Annotated in this window: 19 protein-coding genes and 7 pseudogenes; 8 read left to right on the top strand and 18 right to left on the bottom strand. The window is 70.1% G+C overall.

All coding sequences use genetic code 11. The features are described 5' to 3' along the window. Positions 1 to 20 precede the first annotated feature (20 nt). The 3 genes from P0Y60_03335 to P0Y60_03325 all read right to left on the bottom strand — a co-directional run bounded on the left by P0Y60_03335 (position 21) and on the right by P0Y60_03325 (position 2,644). Complete coding sequence (locus P0Y60_03335) at positions 21 to 815, bottom strand: tryptophan-rich sensory protein (protein WEK61799.1); 795 nt, start codon at positions 813 to 815, stop codon at positions 21 to 23. A 106-nt stretch (positions 816 to 921) separates the two neighbouring features. Next, positions 922 to 1,836 (bottom strand): aldo/keto reductase, encoded by a 915-nt coding sequence (locus P0Y60_03330; protein WEK61798.1) that lies wholly within the window; start codon positions 1,834 to 1,836, stop codon positions 922 to 924. Positions 1,837 to 2,074: 238 nt separating this feature from the next. After that, entirely contained in the window at positions 2,075 to 2,644 is a 570-nt protein-coding gene (locus P0Y60_03325; protein ID WEK61797.1) for a TetR/AcrR family transcriptional regulator, read from the bottom strand. A gap of 96 nt (positions 2,645 to 2,740) precedes the next feature. On the opposite strand from P0Y60_03325, the gene P0Y60_03320 reads away from it, so the two are divergent. Further along, entirely contained in the window at positions 2,741 to 3,583 is an 843-nt protein-coding gene (locus P0Y60_03320) for an alpha/beta hydrolase (protein WEK61796.1), read from the top strand. A 145-nt stretch (positions 3,584 to 3,728) separates the two neighbouring features. On the opposite strand, the gene P0Y60_03315 is transcribed toward P0Y60_03320, so the two are convergent. The 8 genes and pseudogenes from P0Y60_03315 to P0Y60_03280 all read right to left on the bottom strand — a co-directional run bounded on the left by P0Y60_03315 (position 3,729) and on the right by P0Y60_03280 (position 12,577). Further along, positions 3,729 to 4,688 (bottom strand): siderophore-interacting protein, encoded by a 960-nt coding sequence (locus tag P0Y60_03315; GenBank protein ID WEK61795.1) that lies wholly within the window; start codon positions 4,686 to 4,688, stop codon positions 3,729 to 3,731. Then, a complete protein-coding gene (locus P0Y60_03310) occupies positions 4,678 to 5,478 on the bottom strand; it encodes an ABC transporter ATP-binding protein (protein ID WEK61794.1) in 801 nt (266 codons plus the stop codon). The genes P0Y60_03315 and P0Y60_03310 overlap by 11 nt, the downstream gene beginning before the upstream one ends. After that, a pseudogene (locus tag P0Y60_03305) lies at positions 5,475 to 6,495 on the bottom strand (iron chelate uptake ABC transporter family permease subunit). The gene P0Y60_03310 and the pseudogene P0Y60_03305 overlap by 4 nt, the downstream one beginning before the upstream one ends. Before the next feature lie 65 nt (positions 6,496 to 6,560). After that, entirely contained in the window at positions 6,561 to 7,604 is a 1,044-nt protein-coding gene (locus P0Y60_03300) for an iron ABC transporter permease (protein ID WEK61793.1), read from the bottom strand. Between the two features lie 31 nt (positions 7,605 to 7,635). Next, entirely contained in the window at positions 7,636 to 8,673 is a 1,038-nt protein-coding gene (locus P0Y60_03295) for an iron-siderophore ABC transporter substrate-binding protein (protein WEK62853.1), read from the bottom strand. Positions 8,674 to 8,857: 184 nt separating this feature from the next. Further along, positions 8,858 to 9,061, bottom strand: coding sequence for a cold-shock protein (locus P0Y60_03290; protein WEK61792.1), 204 nt, complete (start codon positions 9,059 to 9,061; stop codon positions 8,858 to 8,860). Between the two features lie 286 nt (positions 9,062 to 9,347). Further along, a complete protein-coding gene (locus P0Y60_03285) occupies positions 9,348 to 12,239 on the bottom strand; it encodes an AAA family ATPase (protein ID WEK61791.1) in 2,892 nt (963 codons plus the stop codon). Between the two features lie 86 nt (positions 12,240 to 12,325). Then, complete coding sequence (locus tag P0Y60_03280; protein ID WEK61790.1) at positions 12,326 to 12,577, bottom strand: hypothetical protein; 252 nt, start codon at positions 12,575 to 12,577, stop codon at positions 12,326 to 12,328. 247 nt (positions 12,578 to 12,824) lie between these two features. Here P0Y60_03280 and P0Y60_03275 point away from each other — a divergent pair, with 247 nt between their 5' ends. The 4 genes and pseudogenes from P0Y60_03275 (at position 12,825) to P0Y60_03260 (ending at position 17,917) form a co-directional block, all read left to right on the top strand. Continuing rightward, positions 12,825 to 13,859 (top strand): FUSC family protein, encoded by a 1,035-nt coding sequence (locus tag P0Y60_03275; GenBank protein ID WEK61789.1) that lies wholly within the window; start codon positions 12,825 to 12,827, stop codon positions 13,857 to 13,859. Between the two features lie 21 nt (positions 13,860 to 13,880). After that, on the top strand, positions 13,881 to 14,549 hold the full coding sequence (locus P0Y60_03270; protein ID WEK61788.1) for a DNA alkylation repair protein: 669 nt from the start codon (positions 13,881 to 13,883) through the stop codon (positions 14,547 to 14,549). A 14-nt stretch (positions 14,550 to 14,563) separates the two neighbouring features. Further along, positions 14,564 to 15,277 (top strand): purine-nucleoside phosphorylase, encoded by a 714-nt coding sequence (gene deoD / locus P0Y60_03265; GenBank protein ID WEK61787.1) that lies wholly within the window; start codon positions 14,564 to 14,566, stop codon positions 15,275 to 15,277. A 123-nt stretch (positions 15,278 to 15,400) separates the two neighbouring features. Continuing rightward, positions 15,401 to 17,917, top strand: a pseudogene (locus P0Y60_03260) (DUF3516 domain-containing protein). 198 nt (positions 17,918 to 18,115) lie between these two features. Here P0Y60_03260 and P0Y60_03255 read toward each other — a convergent pair. The 5 genes and pseudogenes from P0Y60_03255 to P0Y60_03235 all read right to left on the bottom strand — a co-directional run bounded on the left by P0Y60_03255 (position 18,116) and on the right by P0Y60_03235 (position 21,325). Continuing rightward, on the bottom strand, positions 18,116 to 18,505 hold the full coding sequence (locus P0Y60_03255; GenBank protein WEK61786.1) for a VOC family protein: 390 nt from the start codon (positions 18,503 to 18,505) through the stop codon (positions 18,116 to 18,118). 43 nt (positions 18,506 to 18,548) lie between these two features. Then, positions 18,549 to 19,499, bottom strand: a complete 951-nt coding sequence (locus tag P0Y60_03250) for a D-alanine--D-alanine ligase (protein ID WEK62852.1) — start codon at positions 19,497 to 19,499, stop codon at positions 18,549 to 18,551. Then, a complete protein-coding gene (locus P0Y60_03245) occupies positions 19,496 to 20,113 on the bottom strand; it encodes an alanine racemase C-terminal domain-containing protein (GenBank protein WEK62851.1) in 618 nt (205 codons plus the stop codon). Before P0Y60_03245 ends, P0Y60_03250 begins: the two co-directional genes overlap by 4 nt. A gap of 97 nt (positions 20,114 to 20,210) precedes the next feature. Beyond that, positions 20,211 to 20,513: pseudogene (locus tag P0Y60_03240) on the bottom strand (alanine racemase). 122 nt (positions 20,514 to 20,635) lie between these two features. Then, the gene (locus P0Y60_03235) at positions 20,636 to 21,325 is read right to left on the bottom strand and encodes a M15 family metallopeptidase (GenBank protein ID WEK61785.1); all 690 of its coding nucleotides are present in this window, start codon (positions 21,323 to 21,325) and stop codon (positions 20,636 to 20,638) included. 87 nt (positions 21,326 to 21,412) lie between these two features. On the opposite strand from P0Y60_03235, the pseudogene P0Y60_03230 reads away from it, so the two are divergent. Beyond that, a pseudogene (locus tag P0Y60_03230) lies at positions 21,413 to 22,081 on the top strand (response regulator transcription factor). A gap of 10 nt (positions 22,082 to 22,091) precedes the next feature. Then, positions 22,092 to 23,166 (top strand): annotated as a pseudogene (locus P0Y60_03225) (HAMP domain-containing sensor histidine kinase). A 143-nt stretch (positions 23,167 to 23,309) separates the two neighbouring features. Here P0Y60_03225 and P0Y60_03220 read toward each other — a convergent pair. Next, positions 23,310 to 23,966, bottom strand: coding sequence for an NAD(P)H-dependent oxidoreductase (locus P0Y60_03220; protein ID WEK61784.1), 657 nt, complete (start codon positions 23,964 to 23,966; stop codon positions 23,310 to 23,312). A gap of 158 nt (positions 23,967 to 24,124) precedes the next feature. Here P0Y60_03220 and P0Y60_03215 point away from each other — a divergent pair. Then, positions 24,125 to 24,241, top strand: a pseudogene (locus tag P0Y60_03215) (transcriptional regulator). A 298-nt stretch (positions 24,242 to 24,539) separates the two neighbouring features. Here P0Y60_03215 and P0Y60_03210 read toward each other — a convergent pair. Continuing rightward, a pseudogene (locus tag P0Y60_03210) lies at positions 24,540 to 26,024 on the bottom strand (SDR family NAD(P)-dependent oxidoreductase). Positions 26,025 to 26,105: the final 81 nt, after the last annotated feature.

Here is a 26,105-nt window from a genome sequence, read left to right as displayed (position 1 = left end):
ACTCAGGCGCCAACTCAGGCTCAGGGGTGCACCGGCGTCCGACGGCGGCGCGTCACGGCGAGTACGCCGGCGGCGACCAGAGCGACGGCGACGATGATCGCGGCGACCGCGGTGGTCGTGCTCTCGGGTTCGCCGGTCAGACGCCCCACCGCGAGCCAGGCCAGGCCCCACGACGTCGCGAGGGCGGGGGCGATGCGGCCGGTCTTCAACGCCGCGGCGACGCCGATCACGAGCACCACCACCAGCACCACGACCGCCCAGATCTCGGCTTGACCTGCCCAACTCTCGGGCGCGATCTGCGTGAGCCAGGCGGTGATGTTCGCGACGGTCGCGATCGTGACCCATCCGAAGTGCAGGCCGTTCACGCCGTCGACCACCACGCGCTCGGGCCATCCGCGCGCGGGCCGTCGACCCAGCAGCACGATCACACGGGCGAGGGTCGCGAGCAGCAATGCGATCATGATCACGGTGGCGATCAGCGACCAGAACTGCGCGGTGACCAGCCACAGTCCGTTGAGCACCATCGACAGTGCGATCCATCCGCCGACCGCGCGCTGCCGCTCGTCCAAGCGCTGAGCCGGCAGCGCCTGCCACACCGTGTACGCGATCAACCCGAGGTAGATCAGCGACCAGATCGAGAACGCGGGGCCGGCGGGCGCGAGGTACGACCCCTGCGCCGACAATGCGCCATCCTGCAGCTCGCTCACCGACGTGCCGCCGAACGCGCCGGACCCGACCGCCGCCGCGATCAGCATGAAGGATGCCGCGGCGATGATCGCCGATTGACGGATGATGTCCCTCGACCGAGATTCCATGCTGTGCACGCTAGACGGCGGCGGCCCCGCGCGCACGAGCCTTGACACCGGCATCCGAGAACGCTAGCCAGGTTAGCTAAATGCGCCCGCCCCAGGGTACCGTCGACTATGCCTCGTCGATCACGCGGTCGAAGAACTCGTCGCGCGGAGCATCCGGATCCGGGCCACTGCGCACCCCCGTGTCGAGCGCGTCGAGCTGCGCGAGCTCCTCGGCGCTCAGGGCGAAGTCGAACACGTCGAAGTTCTCGGCGATGCGCGCGGGGTTGGTCGACTTGGGGATCGCCGAGCGCCCCTGCTGCAGATGCCACCGCAGCATCACCTGCGCCGAGCTCTTGCCGTGCCGCTCCGCGATCGCGGCGATCGTCGGATCCTGCATCACGTTGCGGCGCTCGTCACCCCACGGCCCCGGGTAGAACGTGATGCCGCCGATCGGCGACCAGGCCTGCGTGATGATGCCGTGCGCGGCATCCGCTCTCTGCACATCGGGCTGGGCGAAGTACGGATGCAGCTCCACCTGGTTGACCGCCGGCACGACGTCCGTCTCCGCCAGCAGGCGATCGAGGTGAGGGGGCATGAAGTTGCTGATGCCGATCGCACGCACCCGCCCGTAGGCCTGCAGCTGTTCGAGCGCCTTGTATGCCGCGATGACGCTGTCGAAGCGGGCGGGTGCGGGCTGATGCAGGATGAACAGGTCGAGCGTGTCGATCCCCAGCTTGCCCGTGGCCTTCTCGAACGCATGCAGGGTCTCGTCGTAGCCGTAGTCCGACACCCATACCTTGGTCTCGACGAAGATCTCGTCGCGCGCGACACCCGAACGGTGGATACCCTCACCGACCTCGCGCTCGTTGCGATACGCGGCGGCGGTGTCGATATGCCGGTATCCGATGCGCAGCGCCTCCGCGACGGCGCCCGCGGTCTCCTCCGGCGCGCTCTGGAAGACGCCGAGCCCCAGCGCCGGCATCGTGACGCCGTTGTTGAGAGTGATCAGGTTGTTGAGAGTGATCGGAGTGGGTTCGGCCATGAGGAGTCCTTTCGCAGATCGGATGCCGACGTCACGCCGGCCCCGCATCCCACGCTACGAGTCGCACGCCGCGCACGGGAGGCCCCATCGGAACCCCCTTCGCCCGCTCCGCCCCGCCTGCCGCCGCGCCGAGAAACCACTTCGGCACTGAGAAACCGCGCGAGACGTGGTGTCTCGCACGGGAATGAGAGTTTTGCGCCGGACGTGGTGCCTCGCGCCGGAAGGAGCACCGCGCCCCTCAGACCCGCGCCGGGAGCGCGGCGGCGATCAGCACCTCGGCGGCGCCGCGCGCCTGCACGGCGACCTGCGGGTCACCGGAGATCGCGGCGGTGCTCTGCGCGCCCTCCGCGAGGATCGAGAGCTGCGCGGCGAGGCCGGACGGCGCACCGATCTCGTCGACGAGTCCGGCCATGTACGCCTGGAACGACGCCTTGTGCTCCCGCACGACCTCGGCGACCTCGGGGTTCGTTCCGCCCAGCTCGCCGAAGGCGTTGATGAACGCGCAGCCGCGGAAGCTGTCGGTGCAGAACCAGTCCTCGAGGTAGCCGTACACCGCGAGCAGCCGCGCGCGCGGGTCGCCCCCGGCATCCGCCACCGCCGTCGACAGCCCGGACTCCCATTCGGCGTGCTTGCGGGCGAGCACCGCGGCGACGATGTCGTTCTTGGCCGGGAACAGCGAATAGAGCCGGCGCAGCGAGACGCCGGCGGCCGCGCGCAGCTCGTCCATGCCGACGGCCGCGTAGCCCTTGCGGTAGTAGAGCTCCTCGGCGGCGGCGAGGATGCGTTCGCGGGCGTCTTCTTCGGTCATAGCCAGAAGTTTACTTGACACGAGAACGAACGTTCTCTACATTGGGGATATCGAGCGAGAACGTTCGTTCTCACCGAAGTCGAAAGGATCAGGACCATGGGCTACATCACCGTCGGGAACGAGAACAGCACTCCGATCGAGCTCTACTACGAAGACCAGGGAGCCGGCCAGCCCGTCGTCCTGATCCACGGCTATCCGCTCGACGGCCACAGCTGGGAGCGCCAGACCCGCGAGCTGCTCGCGCAGGGCTACCGCGTCATCACCTACGACCGCCGCGGCTTCGGCGGATCGTCGAAGGTGAACGACGGCTACGACTACGACACCTTCGCCGCCGATCTCAACACCGTGCTCGAGACCCTCGACCTGCGCGACGTCGTGCTCGTCGGGTTCTCGATGGGAACGGGGGAGCTCGCCCGCTACGTCGCCCGCTACGGGCACGACCGGGTCGCGAAGCTCGCCTTCCTCGCCTCGCTCGAGCCCTTCCTCGTGCAGCGCGACGACAACCCCGACGGCGTGCCGCAGGAGGTCTTCGACGGCATCGAGGCCGCAGCCAAGGGTGACCGCTTCGCGTGGTTCACCGACTTCTACAACAACTTCTACAACCTCGACGAGAACCTCGGCTCGCGCATCAGCCAGGAGGCCGTCACCGGCAGCTGGAACGTCGCGATCGGCAGCGCACCCGTCGCCGCCTACGCCGTGGTCTCCTCGTGGATCGAGGACTTCCGGGGCGATGTCGAGGCTGTGCGCGCGGCTGCGAAGCCCACGCTGATCCTGCACGGCACGAAGGACAACATCCTCCCGATCGATGCGACCGCCCGCCGCTTCCACCAGGCCGTGCCGGATGCCACGTACGTCGAGGTCGAGGGAGCGCCCCACGGACTGCTGTGGACGCACGCCGACGAGGTCAACGCCGCGCTCAAGGACTTCCTGAGCAAGTAGTCCCCAGCGGCGGCATCCGCTCCTGCAATGAAGGAGATCTCACGGAACGAAGGACTGGATGCCGGATTCAGTCCGTCGTTGCGAGAGATCTCCTTTGCGGCGTGCGTAACGCGAGCGAGCGGCGCGAGCGCAGAAGCCGTCAGCGTCAGCCGCGCATCGCGACGCCGCGGCGCCAGTACCCCATGAAGGCGACCTGCGAACGGTCGATGCCGAGGTCCTTGACGAGGTGGCGGCGCAGGGTCGTGACGACACCGCTCTCCCCCGCGATCCAGAAGTAGCGTTCGGCGGGAGCATCCGCCGCGGCGATCTCCTCGCCGAGCCCGGAGTAGTCCGGAGTCTCCCAGAGCAGATCCTCGGTCTCGATGTCCCTCACGCTGATCTCGTCCGAGGCATCCGCGTCACCCAGGTGTGCGAGCACCGCCGGGATCAGCCGCAGACCGTGGGGATCACCCGCATCGCGGGGCAGCCAGTGCACCTCGACCCCGGCGGGTACGTCGATGCGCAGGATGTCGGCGGGCGACGGCACCTCGATGAAAGCCACGCCGCGCAGGTCGCGCGGGGCGTCTTCCAGGATGCGGGCGATGGCCGGGGCAGCCGTCTCATCACCCGCGAGCACGACTGAGGCCGCGGTTCCGGGCGCGTACTCCGCACCGCCGTGGGCTTCGGCATCCACTCCTCGGCGCGGGCCGACCAGGTACAGCTCCTTGCCGACGGCGGCGGTGCTCGCCCAGAGCGAGGCGGGTCCGGTGAGTCCGGGCTCGAGGTGCAGCACGAAGTCGACGTCGAGCTCGGTGCCGTCGGCATCCACCCGCAGGTCGCGCACCGAGTAGGTGCGCATCGAGCCGCGCTCCTCCTCCGGCACCGCAAGGAAGGAACCCCACCAGTCGCCGCTCTCCCGGTCGAGAGTGGGGAGGATGCCGGATGCCGGCGGGAAGATCAGCTTGATGCGGCTGTCGATGACCTCGCCCGGAGTGCCGAACTCGAACAGCTCGGAGCCGGCGAAGGTGACGCGCACGAACGACGGCGACACACGGGTGACCGCGCGCACCTCCGCGCGGGCCAGCACATAGGTGGGGCGTTCGGTGGTGGTGGTCTCAGCGGACATGATGCCTCCCGATGGGTGTGACCATCGGCTTGCCCGAGACGGGGTCGATGGTGATCTGATTGGCGAGGCCGAAGACCTCTTCGACGAGTTGGGCGGTGACGATCTCCTGCGGCGCGCCGGTCGCATGCACGCGGCCGTCCTTCATGGCGACGAGTTCGTCGGCATACCGAGCGGCGAGGTTGAGGTCGTGGAGCACCATCACGATGGTCGTGCCGCGCGTCACGCTCAGGTCGGTGAGCAGGTCGAGCACCTCGACCTGGTGCGCCACGTCGAGGAAGGTGGTCGGCTCGTCGAGCAGGAGGATGTCGGTCTCCTGCGCGAGCGCCATGGCGATCCAGACGCGCTGGCGCTGCCCGCCCGAGAGCTCGTCGACGCTGCGGTCGGCGAGTTCGGTGGTACCGGTGGCGGCGAGCGCGTCGGCGACGACCTCGTAGTCGTGCGCGCTCCACCGCGCGAGCACCTTCTGATGCGGATGCCGCCCCCGGCCCACGAGGTCGGCGACCGCGATGCCCTCGGGCGCGACCGGCGACTGCGGCAGCAGGCCGAGGATGCGCGCGACCTCCTTGGTCGGGCGCGCGTGCACCGACTTGCCGTCGAGCACGACCTGGCCCTCGCTCGGCGAGAGCAGCCGGGCGAGGGAGCGCAGCAGTGTCGACTTGCCGCATCCGTTCGCCCCGACGATCGTGGTGATCCTGCCGGGGCTGATCTGCAGATCGAGGGTGTCGATGATGGTGCGGTCGCCGTAGGAGAGGGTGACCCCCTCCGCCGACAGCGTGTGCGAGACGGTCATAGCGAGCCTCCCGTGCGGTTGGTGCGGATGAGCAGGTAGATCAGGTACGGGGCGCCGAGCACTCCGGTGATGACGCCGACCGGATAGCGCGCGCCGAGCGCGAACTGGCCGATCAGGTCGCCACCGATCACCAGCACGGCGCCGACGAACGCGCTGGGCAGCAGCAGGTTCGCGCCGGGGCCCGTGATGCGGGCGGCGATGGGGCCGGCCATGAACGCGACGAACGCGATCGGGCCGGTGGCGGCGGTGGCGAAGGCCAGCAGGGCGACGGCGCCCAGGATGAACAGCAGGCGGGTGCGGTTCGACGCGCACGCCGAGCCCGGATGCCGAGTCGTCGCCCAGCTGCAGAGCGCCCAGCGCCCTGCCCTGCGTGAGCATCAGCGGCAGGATGACGACCGCGGCGAGCGCGAGCGGTGTCACGCGTTCCCACGAGGCGTTGTTCAGGCTGCCCGTGAGCCACTGCATGGCGGTCTGGATGTCCCAGCTGGCTGCGCGTGAGAGCACGTAGGAGATGACGCTCTGCAGCATCGCGGCGATGCCGATGCCGATCAGGATCAGTCGGGTGCCCGCGAAGCCGCCCTTGATCGAGAGCAGGTAGATCACGCCCGCGGTCAGGATCGCGCCGCCGAGAGCGAGGAGCGACACGACCGGTCCGTTCAGCGACAGCACGACGATGCCCAGCACCGCCGCCGCTCCCGCGCCGTCGGAGATGCCGATGATGTCGGGCGAGGCGAGCGGGTTGCGCAGCAGCGTCTGGAAGCACACGCCGGCGATACCGAAGGCGAGACCGGCCAGCACGGCCAGCACGGCGCGCGGAAGACGCAGCTCGCCGACCGTGAACGAGGCACCCGGCACGGTCTCTCCGAGGATCACCCGGATGACCTGCTCGGGCGTGTAGAAGGTGTTGCCGATCATCAGCGCGACGGCGAAGAGCACGAACAGCAGGATGCCGAGCACGATGGTGGCGACCGCGTGACGGCGGTGGCGCGAGCGGCGTCCGGCGATGATGGCGGCGATGCCGGCGGCTCCGGCATCGCGAGCCGGGGACGGCGGGGTCTGCGGCGAGGTCTGGGTGGCGGCGCTCACAGTTCACGCACCTTCTGGCGACGGACGATCCAGATGAAGAAGGGGGCGCCGATGATCGCCGTGATGATGCCGACCTGGATCTCCTCCGACGACGGGGCGATCACGCGGCCGACGATGTCGCTCGCGAGCAGCAGTGCCGCGCCGCCGAGTGCCGAGAACGGCAGCAGCCAGCGATGGTCGGTGCCGATCAGCATGCGGCAGACGTGCGGGATCACGAGGCCGACGAACCCGATGGGTCCGGCGATCGCCGTGGCGGCCCCCGCGAGGATCACCGCGCCGAGCGCCGACATCAGGCGGGTGCGGAACACGTGCTCGCCCAGCCCCTTCGCCATGTCGTCTCCGAGCGCGAGGGAGTTCATGCCGCGCGAGCTCGCGAAGCAGATCAGTGCTCCGAGTGCCAGAACCGGTGCCGTCACGGCGATGCGCGGCCACTCGGCGCCGCCCACCCCACCGATCTGCCAGGACTGGAAGGTCTGCAGCAGATCGACGCGCGGCAGCATGACGGCGCTGATCAGGGAGGCGAAGGCGGCCGACGTGGCGGCCCCCGCGAGGGCGAGCTTGAGGGGTGTGGCTCCGCCCCTGCCGAGGGAACCGACCGTGTAGACGAAGGTCGCAGCGATCGCGGCACCGACGATCGCGAAGGCCATCTGCCCGTAGGGGTCGGAGAGTCCGAGGAACGCGATGCCCAGGACGACGGCGAGCGATGCGCCGTTCGAGACGCCCAGGATGCCGGGGTCGGCGATCGGGTTGCGTGTGACCGCCTGCATCGTGGCACCGGCGAGGGCGAGCGCCGCACCGACCAGGATCGCGAGCGCCGTGCGGGGAAGCCGCTTCACGATGGCGGCCTGGGCGAGGGTGTCGGTGTGCCCGCCGAGAGCGGCGACGATGTCGTCGATGCTCACGGCTCGCACGCCGAAGCAGACGGAGAGGACGCACAGCACGAGCAGCACGCCCACCCCGACCAGGAGCCAGAGGGTGCGCGCCCATGCCGGGCGCCGCAGATCTGCGGTGCCCGGCGTGGGGACGGTGACGGTGGTCACTGCGCTCAGTGCTGTGCGGAAGAGCCGAGGCTCAGTTCGCGGCGAGCGGCGCGGCCAGGAGGCCGAGGTAGTCGCTCAGGCCCCACGGGATCGACAGCGGAGACGGGTTCGCCGACGCCGCGATGGGGGTCGCGTCGGGGAGGATCGCGATGCGTCCCTCGGCGATCGCCGGGATCTTCGACAGCAGCGGGTCGGCCTGCAGCGTGGCGATGATCGAGTCGTCGCCGTAGGTCACGAACACGTCGACGTCGTCGAACTTGTCGGCCTCTTCGGAGCTGACCGTCAGGTAGAACTGGTCGCTGTCGGCGTTCTCCTCGACGATCGAGGGCAGCGGGAGCCCCAGGTTGTCGTGCAGGAAGCCGGGGCGCGTGTCGATCGCGGTGTAGTAGCCGACCTGGCTGAGGTCGGTCGGGTCGATGTACGCGAACAGGACCTTCTTGCCCTTGAGGGCGCTGTTCTCCTCGAGCGCGGCCTCGGCGTCGGCGTGCAGGTCGTCGATCAACGCCTCGCCTTCAGCCTCGAGCCCGAGTGCCTTCGAGTTGAGCTCGATCATCTGGTCGACCGTGGTGCCCCAGGCGACCTCGGGGTAGGCGACGACCGGCGCGATCTTGGAGAGAGTGTCGTACTCCTCCTGCGTCAGGCCGGAGTAGGCGGCGAGGATGACGTCGGGCTCGGTGTCGGCGACGGCCTCGTAGTCGATGCCGTCGGTCTCGTCGAACAGCACGGGGGTGTCGGCGCCCAGCTCGTCGAGCTTCTCCTCGACCCAGGGCAGCACGCCGTTGTCGTCGTCGTCACCCCAGGTGGCCTTGCTCATGCCGACCGGGACGATACCGAGGGCCAGAGGCACCTCGTGATTCGCCCAGGCGATCGTCGCGACGCGCTCGGGCTTCTCGGTGATGGTGGTCTCGCCGTAGACGTGCTCGATCGTGACCGGGAAGGCGGAGGCGTCGGCGGGGTTGCCGCCGGCGGAGTCGGAGGCGTCATCGGCAGCGGGCGTCGCGCAGGCGGCGAGGCTCAGAGCGAGGGCCGCGGCGGTGCCGACGGCGGCGAGAAGTCGAGAGGTGCGCACAGGCATGCCCTTTCGGATGGTGGAGGGGGTGAGGCTTTGGTAAGCCTGGCCTAATCTAACAGAAGTTAGGCGTGCCTAATAAGGCGATGGTCTGCACATACCTCCGGCGCCACCGGCATCCGGGAACGCAGAAGCCGGCCGGACCCCGAGGGGGCCGACCGGCTTCCGGACGATCAGTGCGCGCTCAGAGTGCGCGGATGTTCGCCGCCTGCATGCCCTTGGGGCCACGCTCAGCGTCGAATTCGACCTTCTGGTTCTCGCGGAGCTCCTTGAAGCCCGAACCCGTGATCGCCGAGTAGTGGGCGAACAGGTCGTCCGAGCCGTCATCGGGAGCGATGAAGCCGAAGCCCTTTTCCGCGTTGAACCATTTCACAGTGCCGGTGGCCATGTGTTTCTTCTTTCTGTTGATCTGACCGCTGTTTACACGGCCTGGGGCACCACGCCGAGAATCCGACGGGCACGATGTTCGCCGATCTCCATACGGATACGGCGGAGGCTGATTGTCTGTGGGATCCGTGCCGAACCGATCGACCAGATTCGAATCCAGGTGTAGGGCCGCACACGTCGCATCAAGCGTTCGCGGGCCGGTGATGAATGGCTCCTCCGGAAGGAGGGACACGCTCACCGTATCACGTCGAGCCGACAGACGACCGGGCAGATCGGCGACCGCCCTCTCACACGCCCAGTGCGACCCCGGTCGGCGCCGACTCGCGTTCCGCGGATCGCGACACCAGCGCGGCTTCGGTGCGCGTGCCGACACCGAGCTTGCGTAGTACCGCCGAGACATGCACGCTCACGGTCTTCACACTGATGAACAGCCGCTCGCCGATCTGCCGGTTGCTGAGCCCCTCGGCGATCAACGCCAGCACCTGCCGCTCGCGCGCGGTGAGCAGAGCCGGGCCGACAGACGCGCTGCGCTCCCCCTCGCCCCGCAGTCCGGCAGCGCGGGCGAAGGATGCCACCGCCGTCTGCAACTGCACGTGGCCGAGTTCGTCGGCGATCGCCTCCGCCGCGGAGAGAAGCGATGCCGCAGCCGGCCGGTCGCCGGCATGCACCCGCATGCGCGCGCGCTCGATCCGCAGGACGACGCGGAACGTGACCGGCACATCGTCGCCGTCTGCGGTGATGATCGCCTGGTCGAGGGCATCCGCCGTCGGATCGAGCAGGGCTTCCAGCAGCGCCGACCAGGCGTCTCCTCGCAGCTGCTCGGATTGCGCATCCCAGGCCTCAGCGACTGCACGCGTCGCCGCTCCGACGTCGTCGCCTGCCACCCGCAGCTCGCTGATGATCGCGCCGGCCTGCAGCAGAAGACGTCGCTGGTGCAGCAGAACCGGCCCGTCGTCGTCGAGCATGGCGAGGATCGCAGCGAGCGCTCCTCGCGGATCTCCGGCGCTCTCCGCCACGGCCACCTGCATGACGATGCCGTCGTACCAGATCTGCCGTTCCACGGCCCCGGTCTCCGCGAAGGCGGGAAGCCACTCGCTCATCGCTTCCACGGCCTCGGCGGTCTTCCCGCGCCAGGCGAGCACGCGTACCCGCGTCATCGTGGCGTACATGCGGAACACCCGCAGCGTGCCCTGCATGAAATCGCGCGCGAGCATTTCCTCGACCCGGCCGATCTCGCCGCGTTCGAGCAATGGCACCGCCATGTTCTGCGCCATGATCGACCCGGACGTGCGCTCGACACCGAGCTCTCGCGCCCGCGCGAGCCCCTCTTCTGCGAGCACGAGCGCCTCTCGGTAGCGGCCGAGCAGACCGAGCAGGTCGGAGTAGTTCACCCGGTAGCGCATTTCGGCGGTGCTGCCGCGGGCGAGGTCACGGGAGAGCCTGTACTCCCGGATGCCTCCGTCGACGTCGCCCAGGTGTGCGCGCGAGGCACCACGCACGTTGGCCGCCACCGAAAGCTGATCGTCGGAGTGCGCGCGTGCCGCGGCGTCGGTTGCGGCGTCCGCGAGCGCGATCGCCTCGACACGATCACCCGCGATCATGCGCCGGCTCGCGAGCTGGTTCAGCAGCTCCGCCCGGAGCGCGTCGTCATCGATACCGGCATCGACGATCGCGAGAGCCTGCTGCAGCAGAGGAATCGCTCCCGCACGCCCGAGGTTGACCAGATACAGCGCCTTGTTGCGCAGCAGCCGCGCGTGCAGTCGAGGATCGATGGTCGAGGGATCAGCCTCGTCGAGCGCGAGATTGGCGACCGCGAGCGCCCGTTCGCCGTCGCCCGCGTTGCGCAGGATCGACCCGAGCGTGTGGAGCAGCTCGAGGTGCTCGACGCCGGCCGCCTCCGCGGCATCGGACACGTGCGGCCACAGATCGAGCGCGAGTTCCCCGAACCGCGCGGCGGCTCCGAACGCGAACTGCGTCTTGGCGTCACGCATCGCCTCGACGGCCGCGATGAGCGCACGCCGCTCGTCCTGAGCGAGCTGCCAGTGATGTGCCAGCGCTGCCGCGTCGCCGCTCTCGGTGTCGTCGCAGTACACCTCGAGGGTCTCGGCGTAGGAGCGATGCAGTCTCGATCTCTCACCCGGCAGCAGGTCGGCGTGCACGGCCTCGCGGAGAAGGGCGTGCCGGAATCGATAGAGATCGTCGGCGGTCACGAGGATCCCGCTGCTCATCGCCTCGCGGAGAGCATCGTCGAGCCGCTCCTCACCCAGGTCGGTGAGACGCACGAGCAGCGGATGTGCGAGCGGGCGCTCCGCACCGGACGCGACCTGAACCACCCGACGCGCATCGACGCCCAGACGATCGAAGCGCGCGAGCAGGATGTCACGGAGGCCGTCGGGCAGCGGACCCGCCGTGCATCCCGCGATCTCCTCGACGAAGAACGGGACACCCTCGGCGCGCTCCTGCACCCTCTCGAGCGCTCCTTCACTGAGGGGGTGGCCGGTGATCTGCTCGGCGAGCGCCCGCACGGCATCCGCTTCGAGCCGTTGCAGTGCGAGCCGTTCGAGCAGGCGCGCCCTGGCGCCCTCGGCGATGAACCTGCTGACCGCGTCGCCCCGACGCACATCGTCGGAGCGGCAGCTGAGGAGGAGAAGGACCCTGCCACGCGTGAGCGTGCGCAGCAGGAAGGAGAGGATCGCGAGCGTGGACTCGTCGGCCCAGTGCAGGTCTTCGATGATCAGCACCTGGGGAGCGAGTGCTGCGGCCGTCTCGATGAGCGTCGCGATCGCATCGCGCAACCGCTCGGGGCTCGTGGCCGCGCGTTCGGTCTGCCCGGATGCCAGCGCGGGCAGCAGCATGCCCAATGCCTCGGCCCCCACGCCCACGGCCGCGCGCGCCTCGTCGACGCCGACCAGCGCGACGAGCGAACGCAGGATGCCGGTCAGGGGGCCGTACGGCGTACGTGCCGCGCCGAGGTCGAGGCACCAGCCGACGTGCACGTCGGCCCGGTCGGCGACCACCGCCGCGAACTCGCGCAGCAGCCGCGACTTGCCGATGCCGGCCTCCCCCTCGACGAGCAGGGCCGTCGGCGTTCCCTCCACGGCGCTCTCGAACGCACGCAGCACGACCGCGAGATCGGCGTCGCGACCGACCATCGCGAAGCTCGTGGCGAACGAGGGCATGGATTCATGCTCCCACTCCCCGCCGACATCCGGGCCGCTGTCCGCGCTGACCTGTGTGCGGCGCGGCGCCGTGGAGATCGCGGGGTTCACCGCGCGGTCAGGGGCTCGCAGGCGCCAGGGGAACGGCGCTCGGTCGTTGGAGCGGCAGCGGTCTGCGCGCCTGCCCCCGCTCCTGCGCGCCCGAGCATCCGGTGCAGCATCCGCCGCAGGGCTCCGACCGGACGCGGCACGATCTGATCGGCACGCTCGATCAGCATCCGACGGCGTTCGACGGCCTGCTCCAGCTGCTCGCGCTCGAACTCGCTGACCTGATAGCTGAGAGAGGGGTTCTCGTACATGGCTTCTCCTCGACGGTGTGCGATATCCCTACACTCGGCTCTGAGGCGCCCCGCCCACATCCGACGGATTCCCTATCTTTCGTCCGCGTCCGCCCCCGGGCCTAAGACGATCCGCTTTGTCGCGCGCCATCTGCACGACCACGCGCCATCTGCACGACGAATACCGCACATCCGTCGTGCATCCGGCACTTCATCGTGCAAGTGACCCCGCCAACCCACGCCATGTGCATCGCACTAGCGTGGAGGCATGCGCATCCCCGCCGCGATCCGCGCCTCCCAGCGCTCCCCGTTGCTGCAGGTGGTCAAGTCCGCCGCTGCGACGATCTCGGCGTGGCTGATCGCCGGGTGGGTGTTCCCGGCGCAACTCCCCGTCTTCGCCGCGATCGCGGCACTGCTGGTCGTGCAGCCGAGCGTGAACCAGTCCCTGTCGAAGGCTCTCGAGCGCAGCATCGGTGTGATCGCGGGCGTCGTGATCGCCGTCGCCCTCGGCCTGCTCCTGGGGTCGCCCAGCTGGATCGTGCTGCTCGCGATCGTGGTCGCGATGCTCGTCGCGTGGGTGTTCCGCGCCTCGCCCGGCACCGGCAACCAGGTCGCGATCTCGGCGATGCTCGTGCTGGCGCTCGGTTCGTCGAGCCCGGAGTACGCGTTCGCCCGCATCGTCGAGACGCTGATCGGCGTGGTGATCGGCATCGTCGTGAACGCGGCGATCGTGCCTCCCGTGCTGGTCGCGCCCGCACGCCGCGACCTCGGGCTGCTCGGCAGCGAGTTGGCCGCGAGCCTCGACCGTCTGGCCGACGCACTGCCCTCGCCGCAGACCGCCCGCAAGCTCCAGGAGCTGATGCTGGAGGCGCGACTGCTGCGCCCGATGAAGGATGCCGCCGAAGCATCCATCGCCGCCGGCGAGGAGTCGCTCACGCTGAACCCGCGACGCTCCACGCACCGCGCCGACCTGCGCGAGATGCGTGCACTGCTGGAACGGCTCTCCCCCATCGTCACCCAGGTGATCGGAATGACCCGCGCCTACTTCGACCACTACGACGACTCGATCGGCGAGGAGCCCGCCGTGGCCGCGATCGCCGAGCAGCTGCGCCGGGCCGGGCACGATGTGCGTCTCGCGGTGCAGATCGCCGATGTCGCACCGGAGCCGGAGGCGCTCACGTCCGTGATCCCGGCACTGACGGCGCCGCTCGTGATCCGCCCGCCGTCGTCGCAGCACTGGATCCTGATCGGGTCGATGATGGAGGACCTGCGGCGCATCCGCGATCAGCTGGTCGAAGACTGAGGCCCGGCCTACCCTGGACCCATGCCCGACATGACGCTGCAGGAGGCGCTCGGCGAACTCGCCGCCCTCGAAGATCCGAAGATGCGCGCCGCGAACGAGAAGCGCGGCGACGACCACGGCATGAACCTCAGCCGCCTGCGCGCGCTCGCGAAGCGCATCAAGACCGATCAGCCGCTCGCGCAGGAGCTGTGGGCGACGGGAGAGACCTCGGCCCGTCTGCTCGCCCTGCTCGTCTGCTCACCCCGCGCGTTCACCGCCGACGAGCTCGACGCGATGATCCGCGAGACCGACCCGCCGAAGGTCAACGACTGGTTCGTGAACTACGTCGCGAAGAAGACTCCCCTCGCCGAAGAGCTGCGGCTGCGCTGGTTCGACGACGCCGACCCGACGGCCGCGGCTGCCGCGTGGTCGCTCACCTCGGTGCGCGTCGTGAAGCAGGCGGGCGGCCTCGATCTCGACCACCTGCTCGACCTGATCGAGCGCGACATGCAGAGCGCGCCGAAGCGGCTGCAGTGGTCGATGAACGAGACGCTCGCGCAGATCGGCATCCATCATCCGGCGCTGCGCGCGCGGGCACTCGAGATCGGCGAACGCCTGCAGGTGCTGGCCGACTACCCCACCGCACCCGGATGCACGTCGCCGTTCGCGCCGCTGTGGATCGGCGAGATGGTGCGCCGGGCCGAGGGCTGACCTAGCCTGAGGGCATGAGCACGCACATCGCCGCAGAGCCCGGTCAGATCGCCCCCATCGTCCTGTTCCCCGGTGATCCGCTGCGGGCGAAGTGGATCGCGGAGACATTCCTCGAGGGCGCGGAGCTGTACTCCGAGACCCGCGGGATGCTCGGCTACACCGGCACGTGGAACGGTCACCGCGTCTCGGTGCAGGGCTCGGGCATGGGACAGCCGTCGATGGCGATCTACGCGAACGAACTGTTCGACTCCTACGACGTGCAGACGATCGTGCGCGTGGGCTCGTGCGGGGCTCTCACCGAGCGCCTGAAGGTGCGCGACATCATCATCGCGAACGGCGCCTGCACCGACTCCGGCATCAACCGGGTGCGCTTCCAGGGTCTCGACTACGCCCCCGTCGCCGACTTCTCGCTGCTGCGCGCGGCGGTGGAGGCGAGCGAGAACGAGCCGCCGGAGTCGGCGGTGCACGTCGGACTGCTGCTGTCGAGCGATCAGTTCTACAGCACGCGGCCGGAGCTGAGCGAGCCCTTCGTGCAGCACGGGGTGCTCGGCGTCGAGATGGAGACCAGCGGGCTGTACACGCTCGCCGCCTACTACGGGCGCCGTGCGCTGAGCATCTGCACGGTGTCGGACCACATCCTCACGGGTGAGGAGACCACGGCGCAGGAGCGCGAGCAGACGTTCGGCGACATGATCCGCATCGCACTGCAGGCCGCGACCTCGGTCTGACGCCCGCGCGGGGTTCACAACTCCTCAAGATCGGACTGCGTTCGCCCCGCGGGGGCACTTTCACCGCTCCGGGCATGAGTTCTTGAGGAGTTGTGAACGGCGGGGTGGGATGATCGGAGCATCATGTCTTCTCTCCTCGACGCCGCACCTCCCGCCGGGGCCGATGCCGACACCGTCTATCTCGCCTTCGTCGACTGGGCAGAGTCGACCGGCCTCCGCCTGTATCCGGCGCAGGACGAAGCGGTCATCGAGATCGTCTCCGGCAACAACCTGATCCTGTCGACGCCGACCGGCACCGGGAAGTCGCTGGTCGCGGTCGGCGCGCACTTCGCTGCCCTGAACGCCGGCGTGCGCAGCTTCTACACCGCTCCGATCAAGGCCCTGGTGAGCGAGAAGTTCTTCGCACTGGTCGACGTGTTCGGCGCCGAGAACGTCGGCATGATCACCGGCGACTCCTCGGTCAACCCGGATGCGCCGATCATCTGCTGCACGGCCGAGATCCTCGCGAACCTCGCCCTGCGCCAGGGCGCGGAGCTGCCGGTCGGCCAGGTCGTGATGGACGAGTTCCACTTCTACGCCGACCCCGACCGGGGCTGGGCGTGGCAGGTCCCACTGCTGGAGCTGCCGCAGGCGCAGTTCGTGCTGATGTCGGCGACGCTGGGCGACGTGACCGAGCTGTCCGCCGATCTGACCCGTCGCACGGGCCGCGAGACCACGTCGGTGACCGGGGTCGAGCGCCCCGTCCCACTGCACTTCTTCTACGAGCAGACGCCGATCCACGAGACCATCGACGACCTGCTCGGCACCGGGCAGGCGCCCATCTACATCGTGCACTTCTCGCAGGCCGCCGCCATGGAGCGCGCGCAGGCGCTGTCCAGCACCAAGGTCGCCACGCGCGAGCAGCGCGACCAGATCGCCGACCTCATCGGCGCCTTCCGTTTCACGACCGCGTTCGGCAAGACGCTCGCCCGGTTCCTGCGCGCCGGCATCGGCGTGCACCACGCGGGGATGCTGCCGAAGTACCGGCGCCTGGTCGAGCAGCTCGCACAGCGCGGACTGCTCCGTGTGATCTGCGGCACCGACACGCTCGGTGTGGGCATCAACGTGCCCATCCGCACGGTGCTGCTCACCGCGCTGACGAAGTTCGACGGCACCCGGATGCGCCAGCTCAACGCCCGCGAGTTCCACCAGATCGCCGGCCGCGCGGGGCGCGCGGGCTTCGACACCGCCGGCACCGTGGTCGCCCAGGCACCGGAGCACGAGACCGAGAACCTCGCCGCGATCCGCAAGGCCGGCGACGACCCGAAGAAGAAGCGCAAGATCATCCGCAAGAAGGCGCCGGACGGTTTCGTGTCGTGGGGCGAGCCGTCGTTCCGCAAGCTCATCGACGCGGTGCCCGAGACGCTGACATCGCACATGCAGATCACGAGCGCGATGATGCTCAACGTGATCGCTCGCGGCGGCGACGTGTTCGGCAATATGCGCTCTCTCGTATATCGACAACCACGAGCCGCGGAAGCGTCAGCGCGAACTGGCGGTCCGGGCGCTGGGGATCTACCGCACCCTGCGCGAATCCGGCATCGTCGAGCGCACGGACGACGGCGAGATCCGGCTCACGGTCGACCTGACAGCCGAACTTCGCGCTGAACCAGCCGTTGTCGCCGTTCGCCCTCGCGGCGTTCGAGCTGCTCGACCCCGACCCCGCCAAGGGCACCGGCACACAGCAGTATCACCTCGACATGCTGTCGATCGTCGAGGCCACGCTCGACGATCCCCGCGCGATCCTGGGGCAACAGGAGTTCCTCGCCTGCGGTGAGGCGATCGGCGCGATGAAGGCCGAGGGGATCGAGTACGACGAGCGGATGGAGCTCGTCGAGCAGGTCACCTACCCGAAGCCGCTCGACGAGCTGCTGACCGCGGCCTTCGAGACCTACAGCGCCGCACAGCCGTGGATCCGCGACTTCGAGCTGCACCCGAAGTCGGTCGTGCGCGACATGTACGAGCGGGCCATGTCGTTCGGGGAATATGTCGCGTACTACAAGATCGCCCGCGTCCGAGGGCGTGGTGCTGCGCTACCTCTCCGACGCGTATCGCGCGGCCTCGCAGACCATCCCCGAGGAGCTGAAGACCGAGGATCTGCGCGACCTCATCGAGTGGCTCGGCGAGCTCGTGCGTCAGGTCGACTCGAGCCTGCTCGACGAGTGGGAGGAACTGGTCAGCGGCGCACTCCCCGCTCACGGGAGCGACGAGCCGATCGTGCCACCGGCCCCGAAGCGCCTCACCACGAACGTGCGGGCCTTCCGCATCCTGGTGCGTAACGAGCTGTTCCGTCGCGTGCAGCTCGCCGCCCGCGACGACGTGGATGGTCTCGCCGACCTCGACCCGGTGTTCGGAGCCGATGCGTGGTCCGCCGCGCTGGACGGATACTTCGCCGACCACGACGAGATCCTCACCGGTGCGGATGCACGCAGCTCGAAGCTCCTGCTCCTCACCGAAGGTCCCGAGACCTGGACCGTCCGGCAGATCCTCGACGACCCGGCCGGCGACCACGACTGGGGCATCTCCGCGACCGTCGACCTCGCCGCCTCCGACGAGACCGGGGCGGCTGTCGTCACGGTCGTCGCGGTCGACCGGCTCTGAGCGCGACGGGCACCGCGTGCGACTCATGATCCGGGGCGGCCCGTTCGACGGCGCCGCGCTCGAGGTGCCCCGCCGCACCCCGCCGGGTCTGCGGCTGAGCCTGTGTCACGACGACACTACCGCGGTGTACCGGATCATCGGCACCCGCGGCGGTGGACGCGAGGTGGTGTTCGAGGAGGAGACCTCGACGCCGCTCGCTCAGCCGGCGAGCACCGCGAGCACGTTGCCCGCCGGATCGCGGAACCAGGCGATGTCCGGCCCGCGCCCGTCGCCGCGTACGATGCCGCGCGCATCGGAGGGGAACTCCTCGTCGGTGTAGATCTTCGTCGTCACACCGCGGGCGATCAGCTCGTCGACCGCGGCATCGATGTCGCTCACCGGGAAGTTCAGGATCGTGAAGCTCGCCGGTGCATGGTTCGGTTTGGAGTAGATCAGGATCGAACCGCCGCTCGGCAGGTGCAGTTCGAGGAACCCCATCTCGTTGTCCTTGACGTCGAGACCGAGGGTCGAGCCGTAGAACTCCCGGGCCGCGTCGATGTCGTCGACACTGAACCCGCTGAAGGCGTCATCCGCAGTGAAGGCACTCATGAGATCAGCATCCGCCTCACCGTCGCGATTGTCGATACCCCTCTCACTGCGCGCCACGCACGAGCCGGCCGACCAGGTCGACGTAGCTCACCTCGGCGGCCGCGAACATCCGCGGCACCTGCGAGGCCGCGGTGAGTCCGGGCATCGTGTTCACCTCGTTCAGCACCGGACCGTCGGCGGTGAGGAAGAAGTCCATGCGCGCGACGCCCGCACAGCCGAGCGCATCGAACATCGCGATCGCCGCACGCTTCAGCGCCGAGGTCTCGGCGGCGTCGAGCGCCGCCGGCACCGTGAACCGCGCCGACCCGTCGTACTTGGTCGCGGTGTCGAACAGCCCCGTCGCCTGGATCTCCAGCGGCGGTGCGGCCCAACGGATGCCGCCGGCCTCCCGCAGCACTGCCACGTCGATCTCGCGCCCCCGCACGACCTCCTCCACGAGCAGCCGACTGTCGAAGCGCGCCGCCTCCCGCAGGGCACCCAGCAGCTCGCCCTCTTCCGTCACGAGACTGACGCCGTAGCTCGACCCCGCCGACACGGGCTTCACGACGACGGGTCCGTCGAACTCGACGTCTCCGATGTCGCCGGCCGCGATCAGCCGCCCCCGCGCGGTGCGCAGGCCGACGGCATCCGCCACCAGCTTCGTGGTCCACTTGTCCATGCCGATCGCTCCCGCCCGCAGGGGCGACCCGACCACGCGCACGCCCGCGAGCGCGCACAGCGCGGCGAGTGCACCGTCTTCGCCGTTCTCACCGTGCACGGCGGGGAACACGACGTCGGCCCATTCGAGCAGCGGCGCGGCCTGCGCGAGCGAGGTGGCCGGCGACTCGGCCGGCGGGATGCCGTCGGCCCGCCAGATGCCGTCGCGATCGATCGTCACACAGCGCACCTCGTGATCGCCGAGACGCAAAGCCGCCGCGACCGCGGATGCCGACGCCAGCGACACCTCGTGCTCGGCGTTCCGCCCACCGCCGATGACCAGAACCCGCGTCGTCATGCGATGCTCCTCCGCACGCGTGCGCCGATGCCCGTGACGATCGTGTGCGGGATCGTCCCCGCCCACCGCGCCCACTCCTGCACCGTCGGCACGGCACCCCCCTCCGGTCCGAACACCGTCACCGTCTCCCCCCTGTCGAACACCGCACCCCCGGTGTCGATCACGATCTGATCCATCGACACGCGCCCCACGATCGGATACCGCTCCCCACCGATCGCCACCCCCGCGTCCGACGGCAGTGCGCGTGGGATGCCGTCGGCATAGCCCACGCCCACCACGCTGAGGTGCGTGTCGCGCGGTGACACATACGTGCCGCCGTATCCCACCGCCGCTCCGGCCGCCACGGCGCGGGTGTGCACGACGGACGCCGTCAGGCGCGATGCTGCCGCCAGCACCACCGTCTCCGAGGGGTCGATGCCGACGAGCCCCGCGCCGATCCGCACCATCCCGAAGTGCGTCGACGGGTCGGTCAGCGCCGCCGACGTCGCCGCGAGGTGCACGATCAGCGGACCGAACCCGGCGCGCAGCACCGCATCGCGCGCCTGCCGCATGCGCAGCACACCGGCTGCGTTCGCCCGGGGGTCGGCGTCGTCCGCATGAGCGAGGTGCCCCATCACGCCCGACGACCTCGATGGCCCCGCGTCCCACCCCCTCACGCGCGAGGTGCAGCAGCGCGGACCACTCGTCGACCGCGCACCCTCCGCGCGACATCCCGGTGTCCATGTGCAGATGCACGCGGATCGGACCGACGTCTCCGGCCACGGCATCCTCCACGAGCTGTCGCAGCTCCGCGACCGAACCGACCGCGATGTCGACGCGCAGCGCGGCGGCCGCGGCGACGTCGACGCCCGACGGATTCAGCCATGCGAGCACGGGCTCCTCGATCCCGGCGTCGCGCAGCGCGACGGCCTCGGTGACGTCGGTGATGCCCAGCCACTCCGCCCCCGCGGCGAGCGCCGCCGACGCGACCACCACCACGCCGTGGCCGTACCCGTCGGCCTTCACGACCGCCATGATGAGCGCATCGGTCGCGGCCCGCACACGGCGCACGTTCTCACCGACGGCATCGGGGAATATGCACAGCGTCGGCGGGGCGAGGCGCGCGGAGACGGTCGGGGTGGGGGCGAGCAGAGCGGTCATCGGTGCATCCTCGGGTCTTCGGTGGGGTCGGAGTACATCGGGGGGCAGCCCTGGGCGATCGCCTCCGGGCGCAGCTCGTAGTGCCAGGATTCGTTCGCGTAGATCTGGCAGAGTCCGTAGCCGGATCCGCGCTGCGCCAGCCAGTCGAGCGTGGGCAGCGGCCCGAGATCGACCGCCTCTCCCGACACGTGCGCGGAGGTGGCGGGGGTCGCGACCCAACGCGACGCCTCGGCTTCGGAGCCGTACTGCACGATCGCGTCCTGCAGCATCCGCTCCTGCAGCACCGGGGAGCGCCACCCGCTGTTGACGCGGAACTCGACGCCCGCGCCGGCGGCATCGGTCGCCGCCTTCTGCAGTGCCTGCAGCAGAGCGGGGTCGAGGCGCCCGACCGCCACCCGGTCGATGTCGAACACGGTGGGCTGGTCGCCGTCGCGGATCACACCGTCGGCTTCGCTCGGCGCCACGACCGATCCGTCGATGGTGCCGCTCGACGCGCCGCCATCGGACGTCGGCGGCGCCGAGGGCGAGGACCCGACGGATGCGGATGCCGCCGCCAGGGTCTGCTGAACGAGGGTCTGCTGCACGACGAACACGGCGACGCCGACGAGCAGGAGCCCGATCACGAGCGCGGCGATCCGTCGACGGCGTCGTGCACGCGGCGGCACGGCGGAGGTGGTGCTGTTCATGCTTCCAGTGAAGAAGGCGGCCTGTTGCCGGGGCGTATGCGCTTCTGCATATGCTCCCGATATATGCGGATGCGTAGGATCGCACTCATGCGTGTGCTGATCGTCGAGGACGAGCCCTACCTCGCCGAGGCGGTCCGCGACGGGCTGCGCCTCGAGGCGATCGCTGCCGACATCGCCGGCGACGGCGACACCGCGCTCGAGCTGCTGAGCATCAACTCCTACGACTGGTCGTGCTCGATCGCGACGTCCCCGGGCCCACGGCGACGAGATCGCGCGCTGGATCGTGGCCTCCGGCAGCGGCATCCCGATCCTCATGCTCACGGCCGCCGACCGGCTCGACGACAAGGCATCCGGGTTCGAGCTCGGCGCCGACGACTACCTCACCAAGCCGTTCGAGCTGCGCGAGCTCGTGCTGCGCCTGCGCGCGCTCGGATCGACGGCGCCAGCGCGCGCGACCGCCGGTGCTCGAGGTCGCGGGCTCCGGCTCGACCCGTTCCGCCGCGAGGTGTACCGCGACGGCGCTACGTCGCGCTCACCCGCAAGCAGTTCGCGGTGCTCGAGGTGCTCGCGATGCGGCCGGGGCGGGGTGTCAGCGCCGAGGAGCTGCTCGAGCGCGCGTGGGACGAGAACGCCGACCCCTTCACGAACGCCGTGCGCATCACGGTGTCGTCGCTGCGCAAGCGGCTCGGCGAACCGTGGCTGATCCTCACCGTGCCGGGCGTCGGCTATCGGATCGGGACGGATGCCGATGCGTAGACGTCGCGGGATGAGCGCCCGCCTCAAGCTCACCCTGAGCTACGCCGGCGTCGTCGTGCTCTCCGGCGTCGCTGCTGCTCGCGGCGGTCGGCTTCTTCCTGCTGCGGTACGTGCCCGACGTGACATCCCGCAGCGATCGATCTTCTCCCGAACCGCTCCGACCTGCTGCGGGCGTTCGCGCCGGTCGCCGTGGTCGTGCTGCTCGTGCTGCTCGCGCTCGGCCTCGGCCGGCGGGTGGCTGCTCGCCGGGCGCATGCTGGCGCCGCTCGAGCGCATCGGCCGGGCGGCGCAGCTCGCCGCGCAGGGGTCGCTGTCGCATCGCGTCGCCCTGGAGGGACCGCGCGACGAGTTCCGCGACCTCGCCGACGTGTTCGACTCGATGCTCGAGCGTCTGGAGGCGCAGATCGCCGAGCAGCAGCGCTTCGCCGCGAACGCCTCGCACGAGCTGCGCACACCCCTCGCGATCTCGCAGACGCTCCTGGAGGTCGCCCGCACCGATCCCGACCGCGACGTCGACGCGCTGATCACCCGCCTGCGAGAGGTGAACACCCGCGCGATCGAGCTCACCGAGGCGCTCCTGCTGCTCGGGAGAGCCGACCGCCGCACGTTCACGCGAGAGATCGTCGACCTGTCGCTGCTCGCGGAGGAGTCGGTCGAGCAGCTGCTGCCCCTGGCCGAGCGGCGCGGCGTCTCGATCGAGGTCGGCGGTGTCGCGGCCCCCGTGCGCGGGTCGGCGACGCTGCTGCAGCAGCTGGTCACGAATCTCGTGCTCAACGCGATCGTGCACAACCTGTCCTTCGGCGGACGCGTGGCCGTACGCACGCACGTGCTGCCGCACGCCGTCGCGGTCGTGATCGAGAACACGGGAGACGTGGTCGCCGGCGCATCGCGTGGCAACCTTCACCGAACCCTTCCAGCGCGGGGCCGAGCGCACCCGCACCGAGGATCACGTGGGCGTCGGCCTGGGGCTCGCGATCGTGCAGCGCATCACCGAGGCCCACGACGGCACGCTCGTGCTCACGCCCCGGGCGGACGGCGGTCTGATCGTGACGGTGTGGCTGCCGCATCCGTTCCCCCGGTCCTGACGACCGGGCCCTCCGGCTGCCCCCTCCGGCACACATGCACGACTCCGGCACGGATGCACGACCGAATCGGCGATCTCGCCGTGCGTCCGTGCACCGGTCGTGCATCCGTAACCCGCAGTCGCCGCAGTCGACGCGGATGACGGTCAGGCGACCTCGGACCCCCGCAGTGCGGCGAGCTCCTGGCCGTAGGTGCGGGCGTCGCTCTCGGCGGTCTCTTTGAGTTCGCGGGCGGTGTCGGCGAACGCGTCGAGGGCGGGGTTGACGCCGACGAGCGTGAACGGACGCTGCACGACGCGCAGGTCGAGACCCCAGACGTCGGCAAGCACGCGGCGCAGCCATCCGGTCGAGTGGTCCCAGCCGTCCTTGGGCGTGCCGGGGGCGTAGTTGCCGCCGAGCACCGTCACCAGGGTCGCCGGCTTACCCTGCAGCGCGGTGCCGGTGGGGCTGATGCGCTCGTCGGTGTAGGCCAGGTCGAACCACGTCTTGAAGTGCTGCGAGACGCCGTAGTTGTACAGCGGCACCGCGAACAGCAGCGCGTCGGCGCCGATCAGCTCGTCGGCGAACTGCGTGGCGAGGGCGCGGGCGTCGTTCTGCGCAGGGGTGCGCTGCGCATCCTCGACGAATCCGCCGGTCACGGCATCCGCCCAGGCTGTCGCGGGCACCGGGTCGGCAGCGAGGTCGCGGCGCGTCACGGTCGAGTCGGGGTGGGATGCCGTCCACTCGGCTTCGACCAGGTCGGCCAGCGAACGGCTGGCGGACGACGCGGGCAGGATGCTGGCATCCAGGCGGAACAGAGACATGACGTGCCTTTCGTTTCGAAGTCGCTAGTTTTTACTAGCGACAGCGGTTAACGTAGCACAGGTAGGATGGGGGCATGGCCGAGGCCGAGACGGAGATCCATCAGTGCGACGCCGCCGTCACACTGGCGTTCAGCGTGCTCGGCAAGCGATGGAACGGGATGATCGTGTCGTCGCTCGGCGGCGGACCCTCCACCTTCGTGGCACTGCGGCGCGCGGTGGCCGGCATCAGCGACACCGTGCTCTCCGACCGACTCGCGGAACTCGCCCAGACGGGACTCGTCGCGCGCACGGTCGACGCCGGCCCGCCCGTCACGGTCTCCTACGCACTCACCCCGGCGGTCGGGGGCTGTTGCCGATCCTCGACCAGCTCGGATCCTGGGCCTCAGCGAACCTCGAGCGCCCGCGCGCGACCTGACCCGCGGCTGGCCCGGCCGCGGTGCAGCGCGGCACCTGGACGCGGCACACATGCACGCCCGGGACGAGACGCCGGGCGGCCGAATCGGCGTGCACGTCGGCGGATCGTCCGAGGAGCGGGCCGAGGGCGGGGGGAGGGGCCGGCCCCAGCCGGGCCGCTCACCAGGGGCTGGGCTCGTAGTCCTTCAGGAAGACGCCGTGGATGTCGTCGCCGGCCTCGCCGCGCACGATCGGGTCGTACACGCGGGCGGCGCCGTCGACCAGGTCGAGCGGGGCGTGGAAGCCCTCCTCGGCCAGGCGCACCTTCGTGTAGTGCGGGCGCTCGTCGGTGATCCAGCCGGTGTCGACGGCGGTCATCAGGATGCGGTCGGTCTCGAACATCTCGCCGGCGCTGGTGCGCGTGAGCATGTTGAGGCGCGGCCTTCGCCATGTTGGTGTGCGGGTGGCCCGGCCCCTTGTAGCGGCGGCCGAAACGCCCTCCATCGCCGAGACGTTGACGATGTACTTGCGGCGCGCGGATCGCGCGCCATCGACGCGCGCAGCCGGCTGATCAGCAGGAACGGCGCGGTCGTGTTCGCGAGCTGCACCTCGAGCATCTCGAGCGGGTCGCACCTGTCGACCGCCTGGGCCCAGCTGTTGACGGTGTGCACGTCGGGCACGAGCCCACCGGCGTCGATCGCCGTGCCGTCTGCGTGCTTCTCGAGCGACGACGAGCCGGGCGCCATCGCGAGCGCGCGAGCTCCTCGGCGGTGAGCGCCTGCCCGCCCAGTTCGGCGACCGTGCCGCCGAGCGGCCGCGACGCGAGAGCAGCGGATGCGCGTCGACGGACGGCCTGCGAGCGCCTGCGGGTGCGGGTCGCCGTGTGACCGAAGGTCTCCATCTCGGGCAGCGGGCCGTCGGGCAGCGGCTGCAGCTCGGCATCGGCGAGCAGCGAGTACGGCCCGGCCGAGCGGCGGACGGTCTGGGCGGCGTTGTTGATGAGGATGTCCAGCGGGCCCTGCGCGGCGACGGAGTCGGCGAGGCGCGATCACCTGGGCGGGGTCGCGCAGGTCGATGCCGACGACGCGCAGGCGGTGCAGCCAGTCGGCCGCAGTCGGGCAGCGGCGAGAAGCGGCGGACGGCATCGCGGGGGAACCGCGTCGTGATGGTGGTGTGCGCGCCGTCGCGCAGCAGCCGCAGCGCGATGTGCATGCCGATCTTGGCGCGGCCGCCGGTGAGCAGGGCGCGCTTGCCGGTGAGGTCGGTGCGGGCGTTGCGCTTGCCGTGGCTGAGCGCGGCGCAGTCGGGGCAGAGCTGGTGGTAGAAGGCGTCGACGAGCGTGTAGGCTGCTTGCAGATGTAGCAGGCGCGCGCTTGAGCAGCTCGCCGGCGATCGGGCGTCCTCCTGCTGGTGGCGAGGTCGAGGCCGCGGGTCTCGTCGTCGATGCGGTCGGGGGCGCCGGTGGCGGTGGCGGCGACGACGGCCTTGTCGGCGTCGGCGATCGCGCGCGGATCTCCTTGCGCCGAGCCGCTTGACGGCCTTGAACATGGCGGCGGTCGCATGACGCACGGCGACGAAGTCCGGGTGCTCGTTGTCGATCTGGTGCAGCTCGGACAGCACGCGCAGCGTCGTGGCGAGATCGTCGGGGTCGATGCCGGTGCCCAGGGTCTGGGAGCCGGCTCGGCGGAGGGCAGGGGCGCGTCGGTCATTGTCCCGATTTTACGCGAGTGTCCTGGGGGTTCGCGC

It is taken from the genome of Candidatus Microbacterium colombiense, assembly GCA_029203165.1.
Lineage (GTDB): Bacteria > Actinomycetota > Actinomycetes > Actinomycetales > Microbacteriaceae > Microbacterium > Microbacterium colombiense.
Note: the sequence above shows the minus strand (reverse complement) of the source record. Positions and strands in the feature narration are given on the sequence as shown.